Source organism: Burkholderia aenigmatica (assembly GCF_902499175.1).
Classification (GTDB): Bacteria; Pseudomonadota; Gammaproteobacteria; order Burkholderiales; family Burkholderiaceae; genus Burkholderia; species Burkholderia aenigmatica.
Genome location: NZ_CABVQC010000002.1, coordinates 119,354 through 143,660, shown reverse-complemented (window position 1 = coordinate 143,660; position 24,307 = coordinate 119,354). Strand labels below are relative to the sequence as shown.

General features: G+C 68.4%; 22 protein-coding genes. 13 read left to right on the top strand and 9 right to left on the bottom strand.

Annotation, left to right across the window (positions count from 1 at the left end):
* Positions 1 to 12 precede the first annotated feature (12 nt).
* Positions 13 to 930, bottom strand: coding sequence for an MBL fold metallo-hydrolase (locus BDO18943_RS02440; RefSeq protein WP_374101870.1), 918 nt, complete (start codon positions 928 to 930; stop codon positions 13 to 15).
* Positions 931 to 1,146: 216 nt separating this feature from the next.
* Here BDO18943_RS02440 and BDO18943_RS02435 point away from each other — a divergent pair, with 216 nt between their 5' ends.
* The 4 genes from BDO18943_RS02435 (at position 1,147) to BDO18943_RS02420 (ending at position 4,107) form a co-directional block, all read left to right on the top strand.
* Positions 1,147 to 2,538 (top strand): sigma-54 interaction domain-containing protein, encoded by a 1,392-nt coding sequence (locus tag BDO18943_RS02435; protein ID WP_175021082.1) that lies wholly within the window; start codon positions 1,147 to 1,149, stop codon positions 2,536 to 2,538.
* Between the two features lie 78 nt (positions 2,539 to 2,616).
* Entirely contained in the window at positions 2,617 to 3,150 is a 534-nt protein-coding gene (locus tag BDO18943_RS02430; RefSeq protein WP_175021081.1) for a M949_RS01915 family surface polysaccharide biosynthesis protein, read from the top strand.
* 163 nt (positions 3,151 to 3,313) lie between these two features.
* The gene (locus tag BDO18943_RS02425; RefSeq protein WP_175021080.1) at positions 3,314 to 3,874 is read left to right on the top strand and encodes a DUF2975 domain-containing protein; all 561 of its coding nucleotides are present in this window, start codon (positions 3,314 to 3,316) and stop codon (positions 3,872 to 3,874) included.
* 8 nt (positions 3,875 to 3,882) lie between these two features.
* A complete protein-coding gene (locus BDO18943_RS02420) occupies positions 3,883 to 4,107 on the top strand; it encodes a helix-turn-helix domain-containing protein (RefSeq protein WP_174916917.1) in 225 nt (74 codons plus the stop codon).
* Between the two features lie 151 nt (positions 4,108 to 4,258).
* Here BDO18943_RS02420 and BDO18943_RS02415 read toward each other — a convergent pair whose 3' ends face one another.
* The 4 genes from BDO18943_RS02415 to BDO18943_RS02400 form a co-directional block, all read right to left on the bottom strand.
* Positions 4,259 to 5,287 carry a MerR family transcriptional regulator gene (locus BDO18943_RS02415; RefSeq protein ID WP_175021079.1) on the bottom strand — a complete coding sequence of 343 codons (1,029 nt, stop codon included), beginning with the start codon at positions 5,285 to 5,287 and terminating at the stop codon, positions 4,259 to 4,261.
* 120 nt (positions 5,288 to 5,407) lie between these two features.
* Positions 5,408 to 6,979, bottom strand: a complete 1,572-nt coding sequence (locus BDO18943_RS02410; RefSeq protein WP_175021078.1) for an efflux transporter outer membrane subunit — start codon at positions 6,977 to 6,979, stop codon at positions 5,408 to 5,410.
* A 2-nt stretch (positions 6,980 to 6,981) separates the two neighbouring features.
* On the bottom strand, positions 6,982 to 10,131 hold the full coding sequence (locus BDO18943_RS02405; RefSeq protein WP_175021077.1) for an efflux RND transporter permease subunit: 3,150 nt from the start codon (positions 10,129 to 10,131) through the stop codon (positions 6,982 to 6,984).
* Positions 10,128 to 11,237 carry an efflux RND transporter periplasmic adaptor subunit gene (locus BDO18943_RS02400; RefSeq protein ID WP_175021076.1) on the bottom strand — a complete coding sequence of 370 codons (1,110 nt, stop codon included), beginning with the start codon at positions 11,235 to 11,237 and terminating at the stop codon, positions 10,128 to 10,130. The genes BDO18943_RS02405 and BDO18943_RS02400 overlap by 4 nt, the downstream gene beginning before the upstream one ends.
* A gap of 186 nt (positions 11,238 to 11,423) precedes the next feature.
* On the opposite strand from BDO18943_RS02400, the gene BDO18943_RS02395 reads away from it, so the two are divergent.
* The gene (locus BDO18943_RS02395; RefSeq protein ID WP_043183009.1) at positions 11,424 to 12,044 is read left to right on the top strand and encodes a TetR/AcrR family transcriptional regulator; all 621 of its coding nucleotides are present in this window, start codon (positions 11,424 to 11,426) and stop codon (positions 12,042 to 12,044) included.
* 51 nt (positions 12,045 to 12,095) lie between these two features.
* Here BDO18943_RS02395 and BDO18943_RS02390 read toward each other — a convergent pair whose 3' ends face one another.
* Both BDO18943_RS02390 and BDO18943_RS02385 read right to left on the bottom strand, forming a co-directional pair.
* Positions 12,096 to 13,829, bottom strand: a complete 1,734-nt coding sequence (locus BDO18943_RS02390) for a ClcB-like voltage-gated chloride channel protein (protein WP_205187831.1) — start codon at positions 13,827 to 13,829, stop codon at positions 12,096 to 12,098.
* Between the two features lie 103 nt (positions 13,830 to 13,932).
* On the bottom strand, positions 13,933 to 15,000 hold the full coding sequence (locus BDO18943_RS02385) for a YeiH family protein (protein WP_175021074.1): 1,068 nt from the start codon (positions 14,998 to 15,000) through the stop codon (positions 13,933 to 13,935).
* A 112-nt stretch (positions 15,001 to 15,112) separates the two neighbouring features.
* On the opposite strand from BDO18943_RS02385, the gene BDO18943_RS02380 reads away from it, so the two are divergent.
* The 8 genes from BDO18943_RS02380 to BDO18943_RS02345 all read left to right on the top strand — a co-directional run bounded on the left by BDO18943_RS02380 (position 15,113) and on the right by BDO18943_RS02345 (position 23,061).
* Positions 15,113 to 16,006 (top strand): LysR family transcriptional regulator, encoded by an 894-nt coding sequence (locus tag BDO18943_RS02380; RefSeq protein ID WP_089450564.1) that lies wholly within the window; start codon positions 15,113 to 15,115, stop codon positions 16,004 to 16,006.
* A 159-nt stretch (positions 16,007 to 16,165) separates the two neighbouring features.
* On the top strand, positions 16,166 to 16,930 hold the full coding sequence (locus BDO18943_RS02375) for a sugar phosphate isomerase/epimerase (protein WP_175021073.1): 765 nt from the start codon (positions 16,166 to 16,168) through the stop codon (positions 16,928 to 16,930).
* Positions 16,931 to 16,958: 28 nt separating this feature from the next.
* Positions 16,959 to 17,948, top strand: coding sequence for a sugar kinase (locus BDO18943_RS02370; RefSeq protein ID WP_175021072.1), 990 nt, complete (start codon positions 16,959 to 16,961; stop codon positions 17,946 to 17,948).
* A 113-nt stretch (positions 17,949 to 18,061) separates the two neighbouring features.
* Positions 18,062 to 19,342, top strand: a complete 1,281-nt coding sequence (locus tag BDO18943_RS02365; protein ID WP_175021071.1) for an MFS transporter — start codon at positions 18,062 to 18,064, stop codon at positions 19,340 to 19,342.
* A gap of 5 nt (positions 19,343 to 19,347) precedes the next feature.
* Positions 19,348 to 20,313, top strand: a complete 966-nt coding sequence (locus BDO18943_RS02360; RefSeq protein ID WP_175021070.1) for a 2-hydroxyacid dehydrogenase — start codon at positions 19,348 to 19,350, stop codon at positions 20,311 to 20,313.
* A gap of 485 nt (positions 20,314 to 20,798) precedes the next feature.
* Positions 20,799 to 21,842 carry a LacI family DNA-binding transcriptional regulator gene (locus BDO18943_RS02355; RefSeq protein ID WP_175021069.1) on the top strand — a complete coding sequence of 348 codons (1,044 nt, stop codon included), beginning with the start codon at positions 20,799 to 20,801 and terminating at the stop codon, positions 21,840 to 21,842.
* Between the two features lie 54 nt (positions 21,843 to 21,896).
* The gene (locus BDO18943_RS02350; protein WP_175021068.1) at positions 21,897 to 22,685 is read left to right on the top strand and encodes a YhfC family intramembrane metalloprotease; all 789 of its coding nucleotides are present in this window, start codon (positions 21,897 to 21,899) and stop codon (positions 22,683 to 22,685) included.
* 13 nt (positions 22,686 to 22,698) lie between these two features.
* Positions 22,699 to 23,061 carry a DUF3022 domain-containing protein gene (locus tag BDO18943_RS02345; RefSeq protein ID WP_043182999.1) on the top strand — a complete coding sequence of 121 codons (363 nt, stop codon included), beginning with the start codon at positions 22,699 to 22,701 and terminating at the stop codon, positions 23,059 to 23,061.
* Positions 23,062 to 23,094: 33 nt separating this feature from the next.
* On the opposite strand, the gene BDO18943_RS02340 is transcribed toward BDO18943_RS02345, so the two are convergent.
* Positions 23,095 to 23,526 (bottom strand): PGDYG domain-containing protein, encoded by a 432-nt coding sequence (locus tag BDO18943_RS02340; protein ID WP_175021067.1) that lies wholly within the window; start codon positions 23,524 to 23,526, stop codon positions 23,095 to 23,097.
* 134 nt (positions 23,527 to 23,660) lie between these two features.
* Complete coding sequence (locus BDO18943_RS02335; RefSeq protein WP_175021066.1) at positions 23,661 to 24,206, bottom strand: Spy/CpxP family protein refolding chaperone; 546 nt, start codon at positions 24,204 to 24,206, stop codon at positions 23,661 to 23,663.
* Between the last annotated feature and the right edge of the window lie 101 nt (positions 24,207 to 24,307).

The following is a 24,307-nucleotide window of genomic DNA, read 5'->3' as shown; positions in this document are numbered from 1 at the left end:
GGGGCGCGCGGCTCAGATCGCGTCGAGCGGGATCTTCAGGTAGCGCACGCCATTGTTTTCGGGCTCGGGCAGGTGGCCGGCGCGCATGTTGACCTGCACGGACGGCAGCATCAGCACCGGCATCGCGAGCGTGGCGTCGCGCGCGGTGCGCATCGCGACGAAATCGTCCTCGGTCACGCCGTCCTTCACGTGCACGTTCGCGAGGCGCTGCTCGGCCACGGTCGTCTCGAACTGCACGTCGCGGCCGCCTGGCTGGTAGTCGTGGCACAGGTACAGGCGCGTGTCGGGCGGCAGGCCGAGCACGCGCGCGATCGAGCGGTACAGCGTGCGCGCGTCGCCGCCCGGGAAGTCGCAGCGCGCCGTGCCGTAGTCGGGCATGAACAGCGTGTCGCCGACGAAGGCCGCGCGCTGCGTCGCGTCGTCGACGCAGTAGGTCATGCACGCGGGCGTGTGGCCCGGCGTATGCAGCGCGCGGATCGTCAGCGCGCCGAGCGCGAGCGTGTCGCCATCGTCGAGCAGCCGGTCGAACTGGCGGCCGTCCTGCGCGAAGCCGGGGCCCGCGTTGAACAGCGTGCCGAACACGTGCTGCACGCGGCGCACGTGCGAACCGATCGCGATCCGGCCGCCGACGTGTTCCTTCAGGTACGGCGCGGCCGACAGGTGGTCGGCGTGCACATGGGTTTCCAGCAGCCAGTGCACGTCCGCGCCGAGTTCGGCGACGCGGGCGATCAGCCGGTCGGCGCTGGCCGTGTGGGTGCGGCCGGATTTCGGGTCGTAGTCGAGCACGCTGTCGATCAGCGCGCACGCGCGGCTCGCGGTATCGAGCAGCAGATAGCTGACGGTGTGGGTCGCCGGGTCGAAAAAGCCTTCGACCGACAGGGTGGTGGCATCGCTCACGGGGTGTCCTCGATCGGGTTCTGCATCTTTCATCGGGATCGGTAACTCAAGAAGCGTGCCAGCCTGCATCGCAGTGCCGGCCGATCTGCCAGGGACTTGATTTGGTTCGGGTTTTGGGCGCGGCCGCAGCGATGCACAGGCGTCGGCGGCATCCGTCCGACACGATGGACTGCCACAACTGGCAGTGTCATGGCAGAATTGGCAGTCCGCCTGGCAGTTCGTCAGGCAGCCCCTTCACCGAGCGTCCGCATGAATCCGCACGACACCATCCCGATCGTCCCCGCGCCGCGCCACGACGTCATGCCCGACGTGCGCGCGCTCGTCGCGTATCTCGAGCAGGATCCGCAACCGACGATCGTCGTCGATCCCGACTACCGCATCCTCGCGGCGAACGATGCGTACCGGCGCCAGTTCGGCGTCGCCGGCGTCGAGCACGTGGGCCGGCACTGCTTCGAGGTCTCGCACCACTACGACGTGCCGTGCGACCAGGCCGGCGAGCATTGCCCGATGAAGCAGGCGCTCGAATCGCGCGGGCTGAATCGCGTACTGCACATCCACCACACACCGCGCGGCCCCGAGCATGTCGACGTCGAATTGCGGCCGATCTTCGATGCGCACGGCAACGTGATCGCGTACGTCGAGCGGCTGACGACGGTGCGCAGCGCATCCGCGCAGCCGAGTGCGGAAGGGCTCGTCGGCGGTGCCGATGCGTTCAATGCGGCGCTCGGCGCATTGCAGCGCGTGGCGCCCTCGATGCTGCCGGTGCTGCTGCTCGGCGAATCGGGCACCGGCAAGGAACTGTTCGCCCGTGCGCTGCACGAGGCGAGCGATCGCGCGATGGGGCCGTTCGTCGTCGTCGATTGCTCGGGGATCGCCGAGACGCTGTTCGAGAGCGAACTGTTCGGCTACGAGAAGGGCGCGTTCACGGGGGCGAACCAGCGCAAGCCGGGCCTCGTCGAGACTGCGCAGGGCGGCACGCTGTTTCTCGACGAGATCGGCGACGTGCCGCTGCCGATGCAGGTGAAGCTGCTGCGGCTGATCGAGTCGGGCACGTTCCGCCGTGTCGGCGGCGTCGAGGCGCTGCGCGCGGATTTCCGGCTGGTCGCGGCGACGCACAAGCCGCTGCGCGAGATGATCGACGACGGCCGGTTCCGGCAGGATCTCTACTACCGGATCAATGCGTTTCCGATTCCGTTGCCGGCATTGCGCGACCGGCGCGGGGACGTCGCGCTGCTGGCCGAGTCGATCCTGCGGCGGATCGCGAACACGCGCGCCAGTGCGGGCGACGCGGGCGCGCGGCCGTTCGCGGCCCGGCCGTTCGTGCTGACCGAGCGCGCGCGGGCGTGTCTCGATGCGTATGCGTGGCCGGGCAACATCCGCGAGCTGCGCAACGTGCTCGAGCGCGCGTGCCTGTTCGCGGACGACGGGGCGATCCGCGTCGAGCATCTGCCGGCCGAGCTGGTTGTCGCATCGGCGGTGCCGCAGGAGGGGGCGGCTGGTGTGCTGACGGATGCCGAACTCGTGCGGATCGCGAGCGGGTTCGCCGGCACGCGCAAGGCACTGGCCGAACGGACGGGAATGAGCGAGCGGACGCTGTACCGCCGCCTGAAGGCGCTCGGGCTCGGGTCGCGCGGTGGGTGAGCGGGGCGCATCGAAGGGGTGGCAGCGCGATGTGGCCATGCGGATAATGGCGCGTTCAATCCGGGGTCGTCTTCATTCATGAAACAGGTCTTTGCCGCGAGCCGCTGGCTCGCCGTTGCCGCCGTCGCGTCGTGGCTCAACCCGGTGCAGGCTGCCGAATACAAGTGGACCGACGCGGCCGGCGCACATGCCGTCACGTTCGCGACCACCGAACAGGGCGACGACGTGCATCTCCGGGTGGTCGGCACGCTGAACGGGCAGCCCGACTGGTCGGTGCGTGACGACGTGACCGAATGCGGCGAGGACAAGGTGCTCGACGTCGTGCCCGCGTCGGTCGAGATGCCCGACCTGCTCGGCAACGGCCGCAGGCAGTTCCTGTTTGCGTACAAGATCGGCTGCCGCGGCGACGTCAGCCCCGATGCAGTCAAGTACTTCCTGATCGACCAGGGGAAAAAGTACGTACTGCGCGGCGAGGAAGTGCTGACGCACCGGGGCAAGCGTTTCGACGGCGGCGCGGCGCCCGTGCCGAATGCGGACCTGAAAGCCCAACCCGCGTTCCTGCGCTACATGACGAAGCATTGGCACGGGATCAGCGTGCGCGACTATCAATAGGCACGCGCTCGGCGGTCGCGACGGTGCGTGCGACACGCGCCTGTCGACGCGGGCCGGACATGCCGAGCGATAATAAATCATGGCAGAACGACGATTAATTATCGTTTTACGATAATTATCGGTGTACACTCGACGCACGTTCATTCCCCGTCGAGGACTTCGCATGCATTCCGATCGCATTGCCCGTATCAGCCAGCAGATGGCCACCGTCACGCTGTGGTTCATCGTCGGCATGCTGGTGCTCAACGCCGGGTGCTGGGCGTTTCCGTCGCTGAACACGGCCTCCGGGCCCGGCCTCGTATTCGGCCTCACCGATTCGGTGATCTCGAACCTGAGCGTGGACGTCGCCGCCTTCCCGTGGTGGCAGAAGGCGGTCGGCATCCTGCTGTCGAGCGTGCCGCTGATCGCGCTTGCGAACGGCCTGCGTCATCTGCGCGCGCTGTTCCGTACCTACGCGCGCCGCGACTATTTCTCCGCGCAAGCTGCCGGCCATCTCGGCAAGACGGGCCGGGCGATCGGCCTGTGGGTGTTGCTGAGCCTGCTGTGCGAACCGCTTCTGAGCGTGTGGGCGACGTTGCGCGAACCGGTCGGCCATCGCGTGGTCAGCATCGGCTTCAGCCTGCCGTACGTGGTCGCGCTGTTCACCGCGGCCTGCATTGCGGTCATCGCGCACATTCTCCGGCAGGCGAGCGAGCTCGATGCCGAACATCGCCAGTTCGTCTGAGGCGCGCCATGTCGATCGTGGTCAAGCTCGATGTGATGCTCGCGACGCGCAAGGTCCGCTCGAAGGATCTCGCGGCGGCCGTTGGCATCACCGAACAGAATCTGTCGCTGCTCAAGCAAGGGAAGGTCAAGGGCATCCGTTTCGCGACGCTCGAGGCGATCTGCCGCTATCTCGACTGCCAGCCCGGCGACCTGCTCGCGTTCAGCGATGACGGCGTCGGCGAGGCGGACTGACACATCGCAACCGCCAGGTGGCGGGGCGGCGCCGGTCGCGCGTCGTCGCGCCGGCCGTGCGCCGCGCGCGGGTTGCAAAGGGTGAAGCGGACGGCGCGCGGGCAATCCGCCCGCCGCCCGCATCGTCATGCGCTCAATGCGCTCAACGTGTTCATTGCGCGGGCGCAAGCTGCGCCATCGCGTCCCGCACGAAACCGATCAACGTGTCGTCGATCCACGAATCCTGCGTCAGTGACGGCTCGTTCATCATCGCGTGGCGGAATTTCGCATGCGTGGCCGGATCGGTGCCGGCATAGCTGCAGAACAGCGCGAGCCAGCGCTGCGCGAGCGCGCGGCCTTCCGGTGAATCCGGCTTGGCGCCCGCATCGATCGCATCGCGCACGTCGCCCATCAGTTGCGGCCATGCCATCGCGCTTTCGCCGTAGTGCGCCCGCATGAAGCGGATCTCGTCCGGCGCGAGATACTTCTCGAAGATCCGCATCTTGGTTTCCGACGACGCGCGCAGCACATAGTCGCGCAACGCAGTCGAAATGCCGATCTTCGACTGCATCGCCGGTTCGTGTTCGTGCATCAGGTTCAGCTTCGCCAGCAGCCGCGGGTCGTTGTTCGTGTCGCGCACGAGCAGCGCCATCCAGCGGCTGGCGAGCACACGGGTGCGGTCGTCCTCGGCGGGTACGCCCGCGTCGTGCAGCGCGCGGACTGAGCCGACGAGCGCGATCCATTCGGCGTCGCCCGCCTGGCTCTTCTGGTACATCGGCAGGCGCGCGAGTTCTTCCTCGGAAAAATATTTGTCGTACACGGTCATCAACTCCAGTGTGGTGAGCCAATCAGCCAGCTCCGGCTCCGTACCCGCGGCAAGCTGCGCATGCAGGCTGACGAGCCGCTCGCGCAGCTGCGCGGTCTGCGCAAGCTGACGGTCGAGCAGCGCGATCTGCTTCGCGACGAGCTCGACGAGCGGGGTGTCGGGCTGGTTCAGGTGGTCGCCGATTTCGGTGAGCGACAGGCCGAAGCAACGCAGCGCCTGGATCTGGTGGAGCCGGGCGATGTCGTGGCGGTCGTACAGCCGGTAGCCGTTGTCGGCGCGCGCCGAAGGCGTCAGCAGACCGATCGCGTGATAGTGATGAAGCGTGCGGACGGTCAGCCCGCTGCGTTTCGCCAGTTCTCCCACTTTCAGTCGCATTCGTTCCTCCGTTCGGTACGCACACTGGAGTCTCGAACGTTACGCTACGTGAGGGTCAAGCGGAAGATCGGGAATCGGGTGCGCGGGGGGATTTCGCGCGCACCCGACGGCAGGGCTGGTTTATTGCGGCGCAGGCGGAGTGTCGGCGGTGGCGGCGCGTGCTTGCTGGCCGGTTGGGTTGTCGGCCGCCTTGTCGGTCTTGCCGGACGGGCCGGACTTGTCGGCCTTGTCGACCGGCGGCGTGCCCATCGCCTGGTAAAGCCGTGCGGTATCCGCGAACCGCGCGCCGGTCGCACGGATCTCGTCGAGCCGCGCGTTGCGATACTGCAGCTCGCTGGCACGCGCGGCCGACGGCGGCAGTGCGCCGAGCCGCACGCGGGCCGCCGCGTCGTCGTACGCGCCGCGCGCGGACAGCGCGGCGCGGGACGACGCGTCGAGCGCCTCGGCATCGTGTTCGAGCGCCGCGAGCGCATCGGCGACGTTCTGGAATGCGCCGAGCACGGCCTGCTTGTACTGGTCGACCGCGGCCTCGTAGGTCGCCTTCGCCGCGCGGCGCTGCGCGAGCAGGGCACCGCCGTGGAAGATCGGCTGGCTCAGCGATGCGCCGATGTTCCAGATCGAACCGGCGCCCGACAGCATCGTCGGCCAGCTGAAGCCGCCTTTACCCATCGCAGCCGACAGCGACAGCTGCGGGAACATCTGCGCGGTCGCGAGGCCCACTTCGGCCGCGGCCGCCTTCAGCCCCGCGTCGGCCGCCTGGATGTCCGGGCGGCTTTGCAGCAGGTCCGACGGCACGACGACGGGCACCTGTTCGGGCAGGTGCAGATCGGCGAGCGTGAGGTCGGCCGGCGGCCGGTCGGGCGTGCGGCCGACCAGCACCGCGAGCGCATGGCGTGCCGAGTCGCGTTGCTGGCGCAGCGCGGGCAGGCTCGCCGCGAACGTGTCGGCGCTTTGCCGCGCGTTCAGTGCGTCGCTGCGCGAGGCGGAACCGAGCGCGTAGCGGCGTTCGGCGTCGTGCGCCTGGTCGTTGGCGAGCGCGACGAGCCGCTCGGTCGTGTGGATCTGCGCGTTCAGCACCGACACCGTGATCGACGCGGTGACGATGTTCGCGGCCAGCGCGCGCCGCGCGGATTCGAGCTGGAACGCGCTGACGTCGACGCGTCGTGCCAGCGCGCGGTTCGCGAAACGCGACGCGCCGAACAGGTCGATCGTGTAGCTCGCCTGCAGCTGCCCGACGAACGTGTCGTACAGCAGTGTCGGCGCGCCGAGCGCGGGAATCGGCACGCCGAGCGCACGCTGGCGCGTGGCCTGGCCGCCCGCTTCGATCGACGGCAGCATCGAGCTGCCGATCTGCCCGCGCAACTGTTCGCGCGCGGCATCGAGCGAGTGCGATGCCGCGCTCAAGGTCGGGCTGTTGCGCAGCCCTTCGTCGACGAGCGCATTCAGCGCATCGGAGCGGTACTGTTTCCACCAGTCGGGCACCGGCTGTGCGCCGACCTCGAACTGCTGCGCGACGCCTTGCGCGGACACCGTCTGCTGGACTTGCGGCGTGGTGCCGTAATGCGCGGGAGACGGCATCGCGGGCGGCTCGCCGCTCGGCGCGAACCAGGAACAGCCCGCGAGCGGGCCGGCGAGGCTCGCCACGGCGAGTGCCCGCACGGCTTGTGTTTTCAGGTTCATCGATCGATCCATGGTCAGGCTCCCGACGGCGCGGCCGGCGTGCTGCCGTCATGCGGCGGGTCGTCCTGCGGGTCGCGTTCGTCGCGCTTCACGCGGAACCACGTCGCGTACAGCGCAGGCAGGTAGAACAGCGTCAGCACGGTCGCGCTCGTGATGCCGCCCATCAGCGCGGTCGCCATCGGCCCGAAGAAGTTCGAACGCAGCAGCGGGATCAGCGCGAGCACGGCGGCCGCAGCCGTCAGCGTGATCGGGCGGAAGCGCCGCACGGTCGCGCCGATGATCGCGTCGATGCGACGGTGGCCGACCGCGATGTCCTGCTCGATCTGGTCGACGAGGATCACCGAGTTGCGCATGATGATCCCGAACATCGCGATCACGCCGAGCATCGCGACGAAGCCGAACGGCTGCCCGAACAGCAGCAGCGTGGCGACCACGCCGATCAGCCCGAGCGGCGCGGTCAGCACGACCATCAGCACGCGCGAGAAGCTCTGCAGCTGGATCATCAGCAGCGTGAACACGGCGATCGCCATCAGCGGCATCTGCGCGTTGATCGAGTTCTGCGCCTTCGCGCTTTCCTCGACCGAGCCGCCGATGTTGATCTGATAGCCGACCGGCAACTGCGCGCGCAACGCGTTCAGCTTCGCGTCGACCGCGTGCGTGACGTCGATGCCCTGCGCGCCGGCGCGCACGTCCGACTGCACGGTGATGGTCGGCTGGCGGTCGCGCTCCCATACGACGCCGTATTCGAGCGTCGGCTTGAAGCGGCCGAGCGAGCCGAGCGGCACCGGGCCGTTCGGGGTCGGCAGCGCGAGGCCCGCCAGCTTCGCGGGGTCGACACGGTCGGCCCGCGGCGCGCGCAGATCGACCGCGATCAGCTTGTCGCGCTCGCGGTACTGCGTGACGGTCGTGCCGGACAGCGTCATCGCGAGGAAGCTCGATACATCCTGCGACGTGACGTTCAGCTCGCGTGCCTTCTTCTGGTCGATCTCGAAGCGCACCGAGCGCTCGGCCGGCTCGTCCCAGTCGAACTGCACGTTGACCGTGCGCGCGTCGCCGCGCATCGTCGCCGCGACTTTCTCGGCGATCGAGCGGACCGTCGCGATGCTGTCGCCGCTCACGCGGAACTGCACCGGGTAGCCGACCGGCGGGCCGTTCTCGAGCCGCGACAGCCGCCAGCGCACGGCCGGGAACTGCTCGCGCAACGTGGTTTCGAGCCAGGTCGCGAGCTTCTCGCGGTCCTTCACCGATTTCGCGGTGATCACGAACTGCGCGAAGTTTGGCAACTGAAGCTGCTGGTCGAGCGGCAGGTAGAAGCGCGGCGCGCCGCTGCCGACGAAGTTCACCGAATGATCGATCTCGGGACGCTTGTCGATCACTTTCTCGAGGCGTTCGGTCTCGCGCAGCGTCGCCGCGAACGACCCGCCTTCGGGCAGCCGCAGGTCGACGAGCAGCTCGGGGCGGTCGGAACTCGGGAAGAACTGCTGCGGCACCAGCGAGAAGCCCATCAGCGCGACGACGAAGAGTGCACCGGTGATCAGCAGCACGACGAAGCGCCGCTCGATGCACCAGTCGATCCAGCCGCGCAGCCGCCGGTAGAAACGCGTGTCGTAGATGTCGTGCTCGTGGTCTTCCGGCAGGTGCGCCTCGTGCGCGTGCCGCTTGCGTTCGGGCAGCAGGTGGAAGCCGAGCAGCGGGATCAGCACGACCGCCGCGAACCACGACGCGATCAGCGCGATCGCCGACACCTCGAAAATCGAGCGCGTGTATTCGCCGGTGCTCGATTTCGCGAGCGCGATCGGCAGGAAGCCCGACACGGTGACGAGTGTGCCGGTCAGCATCGGGAATGCGGTGCTCGTATAGGCGAACGCGGCGGCGCGTGCGCGCGTGTAGCCCTGTTCGAGCTTCACGGCCATCATCTCGACGGCGATGATCGCGTCGTCGACGAGCAGCCCGAGCGCGAGCACGAGCGTGCCGAGCGACACCTTGTGCAGGCCGATGTCGAACAGGTACATGAAGAGGGCGGTGACCGCGAGCACGACCGGAATCGAGATCACGACCACCATCCCGGTGCGCAGGCCGAGCGACACGAGGCTCACGACCAGCACGATCGCGACGGCTTCGGCGACGGCCTCGAGGAAGTCGTCGACCGAATGCTCGACCGCATGCGGCATGCTCGACACCAGCGTCAGTTTGAGACCGGCCGGCAGTTGCGCCTGCAGGTCCTTCGATTCTGCGTCGAGTGCCTTGCCGAGCCGGATCACGTCGCCGCCCGGCTGCATCGTGACGCCGATGCCGAGCACAGCCTTGCCGCTCGCACGCATCTGCGTGACGACCGGATCGTCGTAGCCGCGCTTCACCGTCGCGAGATCGCCGAGCCGGAAGGTGCGGCCGTTGATGCGGATCAGCGTGTCGGCGATCGCGTCGACGTTGTCGAACTGGCCGCTCGGCCGCACGAACACGCGATCGTCGGCGGTCGTCAGCGTGCCCGCCGACGAGATGTCGTTCTGCGCGTTGATCGCCTGCCCGAGCTGCTGCGGCGAGATGCCGAGGCGCGTGAGCTGCGCGTTGTTCACCTCGATGAAGATCCGCTGGTCGGGGTCGCCGAAGTAGTCGACCTTGCCGACACCCGGCACGCGCAGCAGCACGGTGCGCAGCTGGTCCGCGTAGTCGTGGAGCTGCGCGGGGGTGAAGCCGTCGCCTTCGAGCGTCCAGATGTTGGTGTAGACGTCGCCGAATTCGTCGTTGAAGAATGGTCCTTGCACGCCGGGCGGCAGCGTATAGCCGATGTCGCCGACTTTCTTGCGGATCTGGTACCAGGTCTCGGGCACGTCCTTCACGGGCGCCGAATCCTTCATCGTGAAGAAGATCAGCGATTCGCCGGGGCGCGAATAGCTGCGCAGGAAGTCGATGGCCGGCGTTTCCTGCAGCTTGCGGCCGATCCGGTCGGTCACCTGTTCCTGCACCTGCCGCGCGGTCGCGCCGGGCCAGAACGTGCGGATCACCATCACGCGGAACGTGAACGGCGGGTCTTCGGACTGCGCGAGGCGGGTGTACGCGAGGATGCCCGCGAGCGTCGCGAGCGCGATCAGGTAGACGACCAGCGCCTGGTGGCGCAGCGCCCACGCCGACAGGTTGAAGCGGCCTTCTTCGTAGGAAACGCTCACGATGCGAAGTCCTCCGGATGCAGCGGCGCGATCGCGCGGACCTTCTCGCCCGCGCTGACCGTGTGCACGCCCTGCAGCACGACGCGTTCGCCGGGCTGCAGCCCGTGCGACACCGTCACCGTGCGCTCGTTGAAGCGCGCGACGTCGACGCGGCGCAGTTCGAGCGTGTCGTCCTTCGCGCGCACGACCCACACGGCCGGTTGCTGGCCGTCGTGGAACAGCGCGGTCGCGGGCAGCGTGATCGACGGCGCGTCGCCGGCGGCCGGGGCGCCGTCGAACGCGACGCTGGCCGTCATCCCGAGGCGGATTGCCGGATCGGGTGCGGCGAGCGTGAGCTTCACGCGATAGGTGCGGCTCTGCGGATCGGCGGCGGGTGCCATTTCGCGCACCTTCGCGGCGAACTGGCGGCCCGGCAGCGACGGCAGCGTGACGGTGGCCGTGTGGCCGGGCGTGAGCGACGCGAGCGCGGCTTCAGGCACGTCGCTGACGACGTCGACGTCGCCCGACCACGCGAGCTGGTAGACGGCTTGGCCGGCCGACACGTTCTGGCCGGTGTCGGCCTGTTCGGCGGTGATGTAGCCCGCGTGATCGGCGACGAGCGTCGCGTAGCGGAGCTGGTTCTTCGCGAGCGCGAGCTGCTGCTGCGCCTGGTCGCGCTGCGCGAGCGCCGACGTGTAGCTGTTTTCCGTCTGCTCGAACTGCGCGGTCGCGATCAGGTTTTCACGTGCCTGCGCGCGATCGCGGTCGAGCTGCTGCTTTGCGAACGCGAGGCTGTGCGTCGCGGCATCGAGTTGCGCCTGCGCGCTCGCGGCGTTCTTCTCGACGTCGGACGGATCGAGCAGCGCGACGACCTGGCCGACCTTGACCGTATCGCCGAGGCGCACCTTGCGCTCGATGATCTTGCCGGCGATGCGGAACGACAGCGGGGTGGCGTAGCGCGGCTGGATTTCGCCGGGGAGCGTGCGGGCGACTGCGGCGTCGTCGGCATGGGCGGGCAGCGCGACGACGGGGCGCGGGGCGGGCGGCGCGGATTCTTTCGGATGACAGGCGGAAAGGACGAGCGCGGCGCCGATCAGCAGCGCGGCGCGGGAACCGGAGCGATTCACGAAACCCCCAGATGAGGTGAGAGCGAGAGCGGAACGAAGCCGGCAAGCGCGACGGGCGCTTGCCCCGAGCGGCGCCGGCACGGGCGCGCGGACAAGATCTTTCGGAAACTGTGGCGAATTCTAATACACACCTGTATCCGAATGCAAAGATGAATCCGAAAGGTAAATAGTGCTAGACTGCGCGCCATGAAACCACAGCGCTTAACTCGCGAGCAGAGCAGGGACCAGACGCGCGAACGTCTGCTGATTGCCGCGCACCGTATTTTTCTGAAGAAAGGCTATGTGGCCGCGAGCGTCGAGGACATCGCGGCAGCGGCCGGCTATACGCGCGGCGCGTTCTACTCGAATTTCAGCAGCAAGTCCGACCTGTTGCTGGAGTTGCTGGAGCGCGACCACGCGGAAGTGCAGGCCGACTTCCAGGCGATCTTCGACGGGGGCGGATCGCGCGAGCAGATGGAGTCGATGGCGCTCGCGTATTACCGGACGCTGTTTCAGGACGACGAATATTCGCTGCTGTGGGGTGAAGCGAAGCTGCAGGCGGCGCGCGATGCGAAGTTCCGCGTGCGCTTCAACCAGTTCCTGCACGGCAAGCGCCTGCAGATGGCCGAGTTCATCAAGCGTTTCGCCGAGCGCGCGGGCACGCCGCTGCTGTTGCCGGCAGAGACGCTCGCATTCGGGCTGATGTGCCTGTGTGATGGCGTGCAGTCGTACTACACGGCCGATCCGCAGCACGTGTCGGCCGAGGTGGCCGAATCGGTGCTCGCGGGGTTCTTCGCGCGCGTGGTGCTCGGGCGCGCGCCGGACTGAGCCAGCCTCGGCGTCGAGCCGCGCTCGCGCTGCCGGTGGTGAGTCGCCCGGTCAGCGCTCGCCGGTCATCCGCCGGTACGCATCGAGCAGCGACGTCTTGTAGACGACCCCCGCGAGCGTCGGCTCGGCTTCGCTTTCGATTACCGGCAGGCGTTCGCCCTGGAACGCCATGAAGCGTTCGAGCGCGGTGGCGAGCGGCATGTCGGGCGTGAGCAGCGGAAACGGCGTGTGCGCGTAATGCGCGGCCGTCTTGTCGGTCGTATCGCGCTTGTCGAGCAGGTCGGACGTGATGTCCTTCAGCGCGACCGCACCGCGAAAACGCCCGGTGTCGTCGGTCACGTACAGATACTTCACCGGATATTCGAGAAACACGCGGGTCATGTCGGCGACGCTCGCCGTGAGCGGCACGACCGTCTGCGCGGGCTGGATCAGCTCGCGCATCTGCGTGGTGCGGATCCGGCTGCGTTCCTCGGCATCCTGGTGGTGATGCAGCGTGATCTCGTACATCGACGTCGTACCGGTCGCGCGCGCGACGAAGTACGCGAATACGCAGGACGCCAGCAGCGGCAGCACGACCTGGTAGCTGAGCGTCATCTCGAAGATCATCAGGATCGCCATCAGCGGCGCCTGCGTGGCGCCCGTCAGGAACGCGCCCATCCCGACGATCGCGTACGCGAAGTACGCCGACGTATGGCCGGGCCACACGGCTTGCATCGCGAGCCCGAACAGCGAGCCGAACACCGCGCCGACGAACAGCGTCGGTGTGAACACCCCGCCGATCGCGCCGGAGCCGACGGTGGCGGAGGTCGCGATCACCTTGAACACGAGCACCGCGACGAGTGCCTGCCAGGTCCACGGCGAATGGAGGATGTGGTTCACCACGCTGTAGCCGTTGCCCCACACGTCCGGCACCCATACCGAGATCACGCCGACGACGAGGCCGCCGAGCGCGAGCCGCACGGGCAGCGGCACGGGCAGCCGCTTGAACCGGTTCTTCGATGCATCGAGCAGGTGCAGGAACTGCGGCGCGAGCACGCCGCACAGCGCGCCGAGCACGACGAACAGCAGCACTTCGGGGCCGGTGACGGCCGGAAATACCGGCATCTCGTACGGCGGCCGGTAGCCGGCAAATTCGCGCATCACGATGTTCGCGACGACCGACGCGACGATCATCGGCCCGAGACTTTCCATGGCGATGCCGCCGAGCACGATCTCCGATACGAAGAAGGCGCCGGCGATCGGCGCGTTGTACGCGGACGTAATGCCGGCCGCCGCCCCGCACGCGACCAGCAGGCGCAGGCGCGGCGGGTCGAAGTGCGCGAAGCGGCCGACGAGCGACGCGGCGAGCGCCGCGAGCTGCACCATCGGGCCTTCTCGGCCGATCGAGCCGCCGCTGCCGATCGTCAGCAGCGACGAGACGCTGCGCCACAGACTCTGGCGGACCGGCACGACGCCGTTGCCGAGCGCGACCGATTCCATGTAGTCGGTCTTGCCGGCTTTCTTGTCGCCGCGGGTCGCGAGCAGCAGCACGCAGCCGGCGAGGAAGCCGCCGGCGGCCGGCATCCAGAACCGCACGTACCACGGCAGGCGCTTGGCCATCTGCACGAAGCTGCCGCTTTGCCCTGAGATCAGGTGCTGCATCAGGTCGATGCCTTCGCGGAACGCCATCGTGGCAAAGGCGCCGCCGACGCCGACGATGGCCGACCAGATCAGCATCGTATGGGCGTCCGACAGGCGGAACAGCGTTTGGGCGCGAGTGCGCAGCTTCAGCAGGAAAGAGAGCACGGCTGAACGAGGGCGATGGAAAACGACGCGAAGCATAGCACTGCGCCGCGCCCGCGGGACCATCCCGTCGGGCGCGGCGCGCGAAGTGTCACGGGCGGGCAACTCAGCCAAGCCAGTGCTGCACAGCCCAGGTGATTCCGTAGCCGCCGGCGATCAGCCACACGTACAGGATCAGGCCGGTCATCAGCGCGCGGGGGCCGGCTGCGCGGATCTGCGCCACGCGGGTTTCGATGCCGAGCGCGGTCATCGCCATCGTCAGCGCGAAGGTGTCGAGCACGTTCAGCGTGTGGGTGACGTCGGTGGGCAGCACGTTCAGCGAATTGACGATCACGAAGCCGAGGAAACCGAGCGCGAACCAGGGCACGGCCACCTTGCGCTTGCCTTGCGCGCCGCCGGCGGTGGCGCGTGCCGAGCGGGCGAGCCACCAACCGAGCACCAGCAGCACCGGAACCAGCAGCATCACGCGGGTCATCTTGACGATCGTCGCGATGTGCGCGACCTGCGGGCTGATGTCGCTCGCCGCGCCGACCACCTGCGCGACCTCGTGGATCGTGCCGCCGAAGAACAGGCCAAGGCCGGCCGGATCGAGATTCAACAGCCCGGCGTGATACGCGATCGGGTACAGGAACATCGACAGCGTGCCGAACAGCACGACGCTGCCCACGGCCATCGCGCTCTGATGCGGCTTCGACTGCAGCGTCGACTCGAACGCGAGCACCGCGGCCGCGCCGCAGATCGCGCTACCGGCGGCGGTCAGCAGAGCCGAATCGCGGTCGAGCTTCATGATCTTCATGCCGGCCCAGGTGCCGATCACGAGCGTGCTGACGACGACCAGCACCGACACCGTGAGGCCCGGCAGGCCGACCTGCGCGATTTCCTGCAGGCTCACGCGCATCCCGAAGAACGCGACCGCGATGCGCAGCAGCTTGCGCGCGGAGAAGTTGACGCCGGCCGCCCAGCTGGCCGGCATGCCGTCGCGCAGCGCGTTGCCGTACAGCGCACCGGCGACGATGCCGACGATCAGCGGCGACAGGCCGAGCCCCGCGATCGCGGGAAGCTGGGACAGGCTCGTGACGGCGGCGGCGAACAGCGCGACGAACAGCACGCCGTTCAACTGGCCGCGCATCGACGGCGCGGCGGGGCTGAGATGGGGAGTCGGGGCAGTGGACATGGAAGCACCGTGATGGAGCGTGTTGCGATGCTGTAATCCTAATTTCGTTATATCGATATGAAAAATTGTGATTTGTGACGTAAACTATCCGGAAAGCCGATAATTTATCCCCATGACCCCGGATCAACTGATAACGTTCGCCGCCGTCGCCGAACACCTGAACATCAGCCACGCCGCCGTGGCGCTGCATCTGTCGCAGCCGGCCGTGTCGGGCCAGTTGCGGCTGCTGCAGGACGAATTCGGCGAGCCGCTGTACCAGCGCGAAGGTCGCGGTATCCGCCTGACCCCGGTCGGCGAACAGCTCGCGCAGTACGCGAAGGCGCAGCGCGACACGTTTGCACAGGCGCGCGCGTTTCGCGACGCGGTGCGCGGCCTCGAGGCCGGCACGCTGCGCATCGGCGCGAGCACGACGCCCGCGAGCTACCTGCTGCCGTACCTGATCGCCGCGTTCCAGCCGCGCGCGCCGCGTGTGGCGATCCACACGATGAGCGGCAATACGGCCGACGTGGTCGCGGCGCTGCCGACGCTCGATATCGCGATGATCGAAGGGCCGCCCGGCGAGGCGCTGCCGCCGGGCACCGCGGTGCATGCGTGGCGCGAGGACGAGATCGTGGCGATCGTGCCGACCGGGCATCCGCTGGCCGCGCCCGAATACGCGTCGGGGGTCACGCTTGAAGCGCTGGCCGCCCATCCGCTGGTGTTGCGCGAGGCGGGCTCCGCCGTGCGGCAGCTCGTCGAGCGAGCGTTCGCGCATGGCGCGGCGCCGATGCGCGTCGCGTTCGAGATCGCGGGCGTCGAGGCCGTGAAGGAAGCCGTGCGCGCCGGGATGGGGGTCGGGTTCGTGTCCGCGATGTCGTTGCGTCACGACGATGCCGCGCTCGTGCTGCGCTCGCTCGCGCCCGCGCCGCTCACACGTCACTTCTCCATCCTCGTGCCGCACGGCGGCGCGCCGTCGCGGGTCGCCGCGCAATTCCTCGAGATGAGCCTCGCGCACGACCTCGCCTGAGCGGCCGAACCCGGCCCGCGCACGCGCGATGCGGGCCAGCGGGTGCGCGTTCGCGTCGGGTTCCGTCTTAGGGATTTCCTCTATGGTGTGGGTCCGACGCGAAGCGCACCATCCGTCTCAAGCAAATGGAACCGGTTCCAATCCGGTGAAAAGGGCAACATGACAGACATCGTGATCGTGGCGAGCGCATTCGGGATGGACCGCGTGCGTCAGGAGGGCCACAGCGCATTCGTCGCGACCGCGGCGGCATCCGGTGCGACCGGTTTCGAGGTGCGGCGCGAACTGTTCGCGTCGGAAGACGACGCGGCACCCGGCGCGCTGGCCGCGCTCGGCGCGCAACTGACCAGCCACGGGCTCTGGTCGGTCTATTCGACGCCGGCCAACCTCTATACGGAAACGGGCGAGCTCGATGCAGACGCATTGCGCAGCACACTCGTGGAAGCCGACGCGCTCGGCGCGCGCTTCGTGAAATTCCAGCTCGGCGGTTTCGCCGGCGACGCGCACGCGGCCGACATCGTCGCGCTGTCGCGCGGCGCGCGGGCCCGCGTGGTGGTCGAGAACGGCCAGCTTCCGGTCGGCGGCGCGCTCGCGCAGTTCCGCGGGCTGTTCGACGCGCTGGCCGCGGCCGGCATGCCCGATGCGCTCGGGATGACCTTCGACATCGGCAACTGGCAGTGGCCGGGTGAAGCGCCGCTCGATTGCGCACAAGTGCTCGCGCCGCATGTGGAATACATTCATTGCAAGGCAGTCGAGGGTGAGGGCGCGCGTCGTTTCGCCGCCGCACCGGCGCCGAACGACCCACTCGTGACCGGCGTGCTCGCGGCGCTGCCGCAGCAGGCGCCGCGCGGCATCGAGTTTCCGTTCGACGCGGCCGATCTGGCGGGCGATGCGTGCCGGCGCGTCGCGTGGCTCGCCACCGCGTGACGGCGGCAGGATCCTGGAGAGTTCATTCATGAAAGCAGCACTCGATGTCGTGACCTACGGCGAAGCGATGGCGATGTTCGTCGCGAACGAGCCCGGCCATCTCGCGCATGCGACGCAATTCGCGAAGCGGATCGCGGGCGCCGACCTGAACGTCGCGATCGGCCTGTCGCGGCTCGGTTTCCGGGTCGGCTGGATGAGCCGCGTCGGCCGCGATTCGTTCGGCGGCTACGTGCTCGACATGCTGGCGCGCGAAGGCATCGACGCGTCGTGCGTGACCGTCGACCCGCGTTACCCGACCGGCTTCCAGCTCAAGTCGCGCAACGACGACGGCTGCGACCCGACCGTCGAATATTTCCGCAAGGGCTCGGCCGCGAGCCACCTGTCGTGCGACGACTATGTGGCCGACTACGTGCTCGGCGCACGCCACCTGCACCTGACGGGCGTTGCCCCGGCGATTTCCGCGACGTCGTGCGAGCTCGCGTTCAGGCTGGCACGTGAAATGCGCGCGGCCGGCAAGTCGATCTCGTTCGACCCGAACCTGCGCCCGACGCTGTGGCCGTCCACCGACGTGATGGCGAAGACGCTGAACGCGCTCGCATCGCTGGCCGACTGGGTGCTGCCGGGCATCGCCGAAGGGCGGCAACTGACCGGGCACGACACGCCGGCCGACATCGCGGGCTTCTATCTGGCGCAGGGCGCACGCGGCGTCGTGATCAAGCTCGGTGCCGAAGGTGCGTACTACCGGACGGCCGACGGCCGTGACGGAACCGTGACCGGCGAGCGCGTGCAGAACGTCGTCGACACGGTCGGTGCCGGCGACGGCTTCGCGGTCGGCGTGGTCAGCGCGCTGCTGGAAGGCAAGACGATCGAGCAGGCCGTGGCGCGCGGCAACCGGATCGGCGCACTCGCGATCCAGGTGATCGGCGACTCGGAAGGGCTGCCGACCCGCGCCGCGCTCGATCGAATCGAAAACGTCAGCAATCGCGCCGATCGCTTAGAGGAAACCTTCACCGCGTAATGAGAGGCCGGACACGGCACAATCCGCGGACTCATTTCGTCGTGCTTGCGCACGGCAACATCCGGGACCGGGACGCGCGCCGAAGCGTGCGTTCCGACATAGGAGACATTCTGATGGCCAATACGCTTGCTGCCCGCCGCTGGTGGACGATCATGCCGATCGTCTTCATCACGTACAGCCTCGCCTACCTCGACCGCGCGAACTATGGGTTCGCGGCCGCGGCCGGCATCAACCAGGACCTTGGGATCAGCAAGGGCCTGTCGTCGCTGATCGGCGCGCTGTTCTTCCTCGGCTACTTCTTCTTCCAGATTCCCGGCGCGATTTACGCGGAACGCCGCAGCGTGAAGAAGCTCGTGTTCGTCAGCCTCATCCTGTGGGGCGCCTGCGCGGCGCTCACGGGCGTGGTCAGCAACATCCCGTCGCTGATGGCGATCCGCTTCGTGCTCGGTGTGGTCGAGGCGGCCGTGATGCCGGCGATGCTGATCTACATCAGCAACTGGTTCACGAAGAACGAGCGCTCGCGCGCGAACACGTTCCTGATCCTCGGCAACCCGGTCACCGTGCTGTGGATGTCGATCGTGTCGGGCTATCTCGTGCACGAATTCGGCTGGCGCCACATGTTCATCGCCGAAGGCGTGCCGGCCGTGCTCTGGGCCGTGTGCTGGTGGTTCCTCGTGCAGGACAAGCCGGCCGATTCGCCGTGGCTCAACGCGCAGGAAAAGCGCGACCTCGACGCCGCGCTCGCGGCCGAGCAGGCCACGATCAAGCCCATGCGCAACTATGGCGAAGCGTTCCGCTCGCCGGCCGTGATCAAGCTGTGCGCACAGTATTTCTGCTGGAGCATCGGCGTGTACGGCTTCGTGCTGTGGCTGCCGTCGATCGTCAAGAACGGCTCCGACCTCGGGATGGTCGCGACCGGCTGGCTGTCCGCGCTGCCGTATCTCGCTGCGACGATCGCGATGCTCGCCGCGTCGTGGGCGTCTGACAAGGTCGGTTCGCGGCGCGGTTTCGTGTGGCCGTTCCTGCTGATCGGCGCGGCCGCGTTCGCCGCATCGTATGCACTCGGTTCGTCGCATTTCTGGATCTCGTATGCGCTGCTGGTCGTGGCAGGCGCCGCGATGTACGCGCCGTACGGCCCGTTCTTCGCGATCGTGCCGGAACTGCTGCCGAAGAACGTCGCCGGTGGCGCAATGGCGCTGATCAACAGCATGGGCGCGCTCGGCTCGTTCGTCGGCTCGTACTTCGTCGGCTACCTGAACGGGGCGACCGGCTCGCCCGTCGCGTCGTACGCATTCATGAGCGCCGCGCTCGTCGCCGCGGTGATCCTCACGCTGTCCGTCAAACCCCAGGCGCGCGATCCGCATCCGCTCGCGACGCCGCTGCAAGGAAAATGAATCCGATGAAGCCCCGTATCGTCGCGTACAAGCCGCTGCCCGATGACGTCCTCGCGTACCTGCGCGAGCATGCGGACGTCGTGCAGGCCGACGGCGCCGCAGCCCTCGCCGATGCGCTCGGCGACGTGGACGGCGCGATCGGCGCGAGCCTGAAGGTCACGCCGCAGATGCTCGACCGCGCGCCGCGGCTGAAGGCGTGGTCGACGATCTCGGTCGGCTATGACAACTTCGATGTCTCGGATCTCACGCGGCGCGGGATCGTGCTCGCGCATACGCCGGACGTGCTGACCGAGTCGACCGCCGATACGGTGTTCTCGCTGATCCTCGCGTCGGCGCGACGCGTGGTCGAGCTGGCCGAGTGGGTGAAGGCCGGCAACTGGCATCACAGCATCGGCCCCGACCTGTACGGCACCGACGTGCAGGGCAAGACGCTCGGCATCGTCGGGCTCGGGCGGATCGGCGGCGCGGTCGCGCGCCGCGCAGCGCTCGGTTTCCGGATGCAGGTGCTGTACGCGAACCGGTCCGCGCATGCGGAAGCCGAGGCGCAGTACGGTGCGCGGCGCGTCACGCTCGACGAGCTGCTCGCGCAATCGGATTTCGTGTGCCTGCAAGTGCCGCTGTCGCCGGAAACGCGTCACCTGATCGGTGCGCCCGAATTCGCGAAGATGAAGCGCGGTGCAATCCTGATCAACGCGTCGCGCGGGCCGGTGGTCGACGAAGCCGCGCTGGTCGATGCGCTGCGCGCAGGCACGATCCGCGGCGCGGGGCTCGACGTGTTCGAGAAGGAGCCGCTGCCGGCGGATTCGCCGTTGCTGCAGATGAACAATGTCGTCGCATTGCCGCATATCGGCTCGGCGACGCACGAGACGCGCCACGCGATGGCGCGCTGCGCCGCGGAAAACCTGGTCGGCGCGCTGGCCGGCACGCTGCGCACGAATCTCGTCAATCCGGATGCGCTCGCGCGCGCCTGAGCGGCGGCGGGTAGCGGGCCAGCCATGGGCCAACCACGGGCTGACGCCCGGCCGGCAGGGCGCCGGCTTCGTTAGAGTCGATGGTCTTGGTGCCGGAGGGCTGGCTGCGTTATGATCGCCCGCGCGTCGCATCGACGGGCCGGCATTGCTGCCGGCCGCGTCCCGCGACGGGTATCCGCGCCAGGTCCGGTGCGGCCGACTGCTTTTGCACGTGACCGGGGCGGGTGCCGACGCGCCGGCGCCGATCGTCGCGAAGCAGGGGGGCGGCGTAAGCGCTGAAGGGCTACGCTGGTTAACTGCGAAGCATGAGGGGCGGTGTAAGCGCTGAAGCGCCAACGCGGGTCGACCGCGAAGCATGGGACCCGCGTAAGCGCTAAAGCGCCAACGCGGGTCGACAGGAGATTCCACCGGGTGGCTTACGTTTCCAACAACAAAGGTCCGTCTGCTCACGAAGCGGCGCGGATCGTACGTCGCGAGGCACGACAGTGACCGAATCGCAACCAACCACGACGCGTCCGGCGACGATCAGCGACGTCGCGCGCGAGGCCGGCACCGGCAAAACCAGCGTGTCGCGCTACCTGAATGGCGAGACGCATGTGCTGTCCACCGATCTGCGCCAGAGGATCGAAGCGGCCATCGCGCGGCTCAACTACCGGCCGAACCAGATGGCGCGCGGGCTCAAGCGTGGCCGCAACCGGCTGCTCGGCATGCTCGCCGCCGACCTGACCAATCCGTACACCATCGAAGTGCTGCAGGGCGTCGAGGCCGCGTGCCACGCGCTCGGCTACATGCCGCTGATCTGTCACGCGGCAAACGAAGTCGAGATGGAGCGCCGCTTCCTGCAGCTGCTCACGACCTACCGCGTCGAAGGGCTGATCGTCAACGCGCTCGGCGCCGACGAGGACGTGCTGCGCCCGCTGCGTGGCGCCGGCATCCCGGCCGTGCTCGTCGACCGGACGGTCGAAGGTTTCGAGGCCGACCTGATCGGCCTCGACAACGCGGATGCGATCGAGACCGCGCTCGCGCACCTGGTCGAACACGGCTTCGACGCGATCCATTTCGTCGTGCAGCCGTTCGAGCGTGTCAGCTCGCGGCGCTTGCGCGAGGCCGCGTTCCGCGCGGCGCTGGCGGCGCGCGGGCTGACGGTGCCGTCGACGGTCGTGCTCGACCTGAACGAGTCCGACGCGACCGCGGCAGCGCTTGCCGACATCGATGTCCGCATCGACGACGCGGCACGGCGCGGCGTGCGCGCGGCGCTGTTCGCCGCGAACGCGCCGGTCGCGCTCGCGATCGCGCGCCACCTGCGTGCGCGTTTCGGCACCGCATGGCAGCAGAAGGCGGCGCTGCTGTCGATCGACGATCCGGAATGGGCGGAGCTGATCGGCATCACGACGATCCGGCAGCCGACCTACGATATCGGCTACAAGGCCGTCGAATTCGTGCACGAGCGGATCGACGGCGCGGCGGGCGATGTACGCGTCTCGCTGTTGCCGGGCGAGCTGGTTGCGCGCGCGTCGACCGCAAGCTGAGTATCATTCGGGGCACGCAGCGCGTCAGGTGCGCTGCCCCGAACAAGGAAATACATGACTGTCGCTCCCGTCACGCTGGCGGTGCTGATCGCCGCCACGCTGATCATCGCGCTCCTGCCGCTCGTCCTCTACCGACTCCTGCGCAAGCCGCTGGCGCTGAACCGCCGCGATACGATCGTCGGCGTGACCGTCTTCACGCTGTTCGCGATGATCCTCGAGCGCGCGTTCCACGGGCTCGTGCTGAGCCAGACGCCGCCGGATGGCTGGCTCACGCAGCCGCTCGCGTTCGTCGCGTACAGCGCGCTCGCGACCGCCGTGTTCGAGGAAGTCGGCCGCTATCTCGGGATGCGTTTCCTGAGCCGCCGCTACGGCCCGTCGGCCGGTGACAGCCGCGGAATCGGCTACGGGATCGGTCACGGTGGTGCCGAAGCGTGGTTCGTCGGCGTGCTCGTGTGGGGCCAGTGGTCGTATCTCGCGTGGCTCGCGAGCCGCGGCCAGCTCGAGACGCAGCTCGCCGATCTGCCGGGCGATACCGTCGTGCGGCTGCACGTGATGCTCGCGACGTTGTCCGCGCAGTCGATCCTGCTGTTGCTGCTTGAACGCTGCGCGGCATTCGTGCTGCAGCTTGCGCTGTCGGTGCTGGTCTGGCGCGGTGTGCGCGCCGGCCGTGCGGGCGTACTGCCGCTCGCGATCGTGCTGCATGCGCTCGCGGCTGCGCCGGCGCTGCTGTACCAGGTGCGCGTGCTGCCGGCCGGCTGGGTCGAGGCCGCGTATTTCGTGCTGGCCGCGATCCTGGTCGCCGTGCTGGTGAAGACGTGCCGGCCGTCGCAAGCGGCAGCCTGACGGGAGAGACGGAATGGACGACTATCTGATCGAATGCCAGAGCGCGGAATTCGACGCGCTCGCACGCGTGATCTGCGATCTCTTTCCGGAGCAGACGCGTTTCGCCGAAAGCAGCGACGCGCGCGGGCGGTTCCTGTCCGTGCAGTGGCTCGCGATGCGTTTCGGCTCGGCGCCGAAGCGGATGACGCTCGACATCCGTATCGTGCCGGCCGCGCTCGCGCGCTATCTGGCGCTCAAGCCGATGCAGCGGGCACGTAGTCATGCGGTGCTGCATGCGTATACGGAGGCGATGCTCGGGTCGCTCGAGGAGCGGCACGCGGCCGGCGAGGCCGTCGAGCGCGATGCCGAACTCGAACTCGACGAAGACTTCGCGTGATGGTTTGCGCCGGCGCGATGCCGGCGCGCTGCATTATGCGTCGCGGTAGACCTGCGCGAAGCGCTGAGCCTGTACGACACCGTAGTCGCCGGGCGCGTACTGCATCACCCAGTCGCCGGCGACGCCGCGCAGCGTGTCGCCGTTTTCCGAGCGGGCGATCGTGAACGGCTCGTCCATCCGGCGCGCGAGCACGACGGCCGGCCGGTTCCGGTAAGTCCCCGGTGCGCCGTGTGCGAGTGCCGGATCGGCGGGCAGGTATTTGGCGTCGAAGCGTGCGCGCGACACGACCCAGCGGTCGCCGGTCGAGCCGGTGATCAGCGCGTCGCCCGCCACATAGCGGTTCGGGCCTTCGAGGCTCATCAGTTCGCCGTCGGCATCCGCGAAGGAAACAGCGACGGTTTCGTCCTTGACGACGCGACGGGCCTGCAGGTCGGTACGCAGGTCGATGTGCTTGAGTTCGAGCATGGCGGGGAAGTGCGGGAAAGCTGGAAAAGCCGGCAGCTTATCCCGAATCCGGCGCGCCGTGTGACGCGCCGGTCGCCGTTAGGGCGCGGCGCCGTTCGGCCCGGACGGGCGGCACGGCGCCGGCGGGGCGGGTGTTACTGCTGCGCGGGGGCGCTGGCGGCCGGCGCGGCTGCCGCCTTGCCGTCCTTGCCCTTCGTCTTGCCCTTGCCGCGGTGCTCGCCGCCGTGGTGCAGCCAGCTGCGGAACGTCGTGTCGGCCAGCGCCTTCTGGTCGGCCGGGAAGCTCTCGTACAGCGGTGCGAAGGCGTCGGCGAGCTTCTTCGCGCCGTCGGCGTTCGCCTGCGACAGTTCCGCATACTGCTTCATGTCGTCGAGCGCGGAAACGTCGTGCTTCGCCATCCGTTCGCGATAGAGGCGGCCCATCGTGTCGCCGTTGTCGCGCATCGTGTCGGCGAACGTCTTCCACTGCGGTTCCTGCGCCGACGTGATCTTCAACTGGTCGTGCAGGTACTTGATGCGTTGCTCGACGCGCGCTTCGTGACGTTCCGCGCGCTGCTCGGCGCTCGGCGCCGAAGCCGTGGCCGTCGTGGCCTGGGCCGGCGCTTGCGGCTGCGCCGGGGTTTGCGCGAACGCGCTGGCTGCAACGACGAGCGTAGCGAGGGTGAGCGAGATTTTCTTCATGGTTGGCTCTCCGGGGTGGTGTCTTGCGAGCGGGCGCGGCGGCAACTGCCGCAAGCGCGCTTCTCGCGTCGCCCGTTATTAGTAGCACGTTGCGTGCGGCG

Coding starts and splice junctions, on each gene's coding strand:
- BDO18943_RS02440 (WP_374101870.1), bottom strand. CDS start 930: ATGAAAGATGCAGAACCCGATCGAGGACACCCCGTGAGCGATGCCACC.
- BDO18943_RS02435 (WP_175021082.1), top strand. CDS start 1,147: ATGAATCCGCACGACACCATCCCGATCGTCCCCGCGCCGCGCCACGAC.
- BDO18943_RS02430 (WP_175021081.1), top strand. CDS start 2,617: ATGAAACAGGTCTTTGCCGCGAGCCGCTGGCTCGCCGTTGCCGCCGTC.
- BDO18943_RS02425 (WP_175021080.1), top strand. CDS start 3,314: ATGCATTCCGATCGCATTGCCCGTATCAGCCAGCAGATGGCCACCGTC.
- BDO18943_RS02420 (WP_174916917.1), top strand. CDS start 3,883: ATGTCGATCGTGGTCAAGCTCGATGTGATGCTCGCGACGCGCAAGGTC.
- BDO18943_RS02415 (WP_175021079.1), bottom strand. CDS start 5,287: ATGCGACTGAAAGTGGGAGAACTGGCGAAACGCAGCGGGCTGACCGTC.
- BDO18943_RS02410 (WP_175021078.1), bottom strand. CDS start 6,979: ATGGATCGATCGATGAACCTGAAAACACAAGCCGTGCGGGCACTCGCC.
- BDO18943_RS02395 (WP_043183009.1), top strand. CDS start 11,424: ATGAAACCACAGCGCTTAACTCGCGAGCAGAGCAGGGACCAGACGCGC.
- BDO18943_RS02385 (WP_175021074.1), bottom strand. CDS start 15,000: ATGTCCACTGCCCCGACTCCCCATCTCAGCCCCGCCGCGCCGTCGATG.
- BDO18943_RS02380 (WP_089450564.1), top strand. CDS start 15,113: ATGACCCCGGATCAACTGATAACGTTCGCCGCCGTCGCCGAACACCTG.
- BDO18943_RS02375 (WP_175021073.1), top strand. CDS start 16,166: ATGACAGACATCGTGATCGTGGCGAGCGCATTCGGGATGGACCGCGTG.
- BDO18943_RS02370 (WP_175021072.1), top strand. CDS start 16,959: ATGAAAGCAGCACTCGATGTCGTGACCTACGGCGAAGCGATGGCGATG.
- BDO18943_RS02365 (WP_175021071.1), top strand. CDS start 18,062: ATGGCCAATACGCTTGCTGCCCGCCGCTGGTGGACGATCATGCCGATC.
- BDO18943_RS02360 (WP_175021070.1), top strand. CDS start 19,348: ATGAAGCCCCGTATCGTCGCGTACAAGCCGCTGCCCGATGACGTCCTC.
- BDO18943_RS02350 (WP_175021068.1), top strand. CDS start 21,897: ATGACTGTCGCTCCCGTCACGCTGGCGGTGCTGATCGCCGCCACGCTG.
- BDO18943_RS02345 (WP_043182999.1), top strand. CDS start 22,699: ATGGACGACTATCTGATCGAATGCCAGAGCGCGGAATTCGACGCGCTC.
- BDO18943_RS02340 (WP_175021067.1), bottom strand. CDS start 23,526: ATGCTCGAACTCAAGCACATCGACCTGCGTACCGACCTGCAGGCCCGT.
- BDO18943_RS02335 (WP_175021066.1), bottom strand. CDS start 24,206: ATGAAGAAAATCTCGCTCACCCTCGCTACGCTCGTCGTTGCAGCCAGC.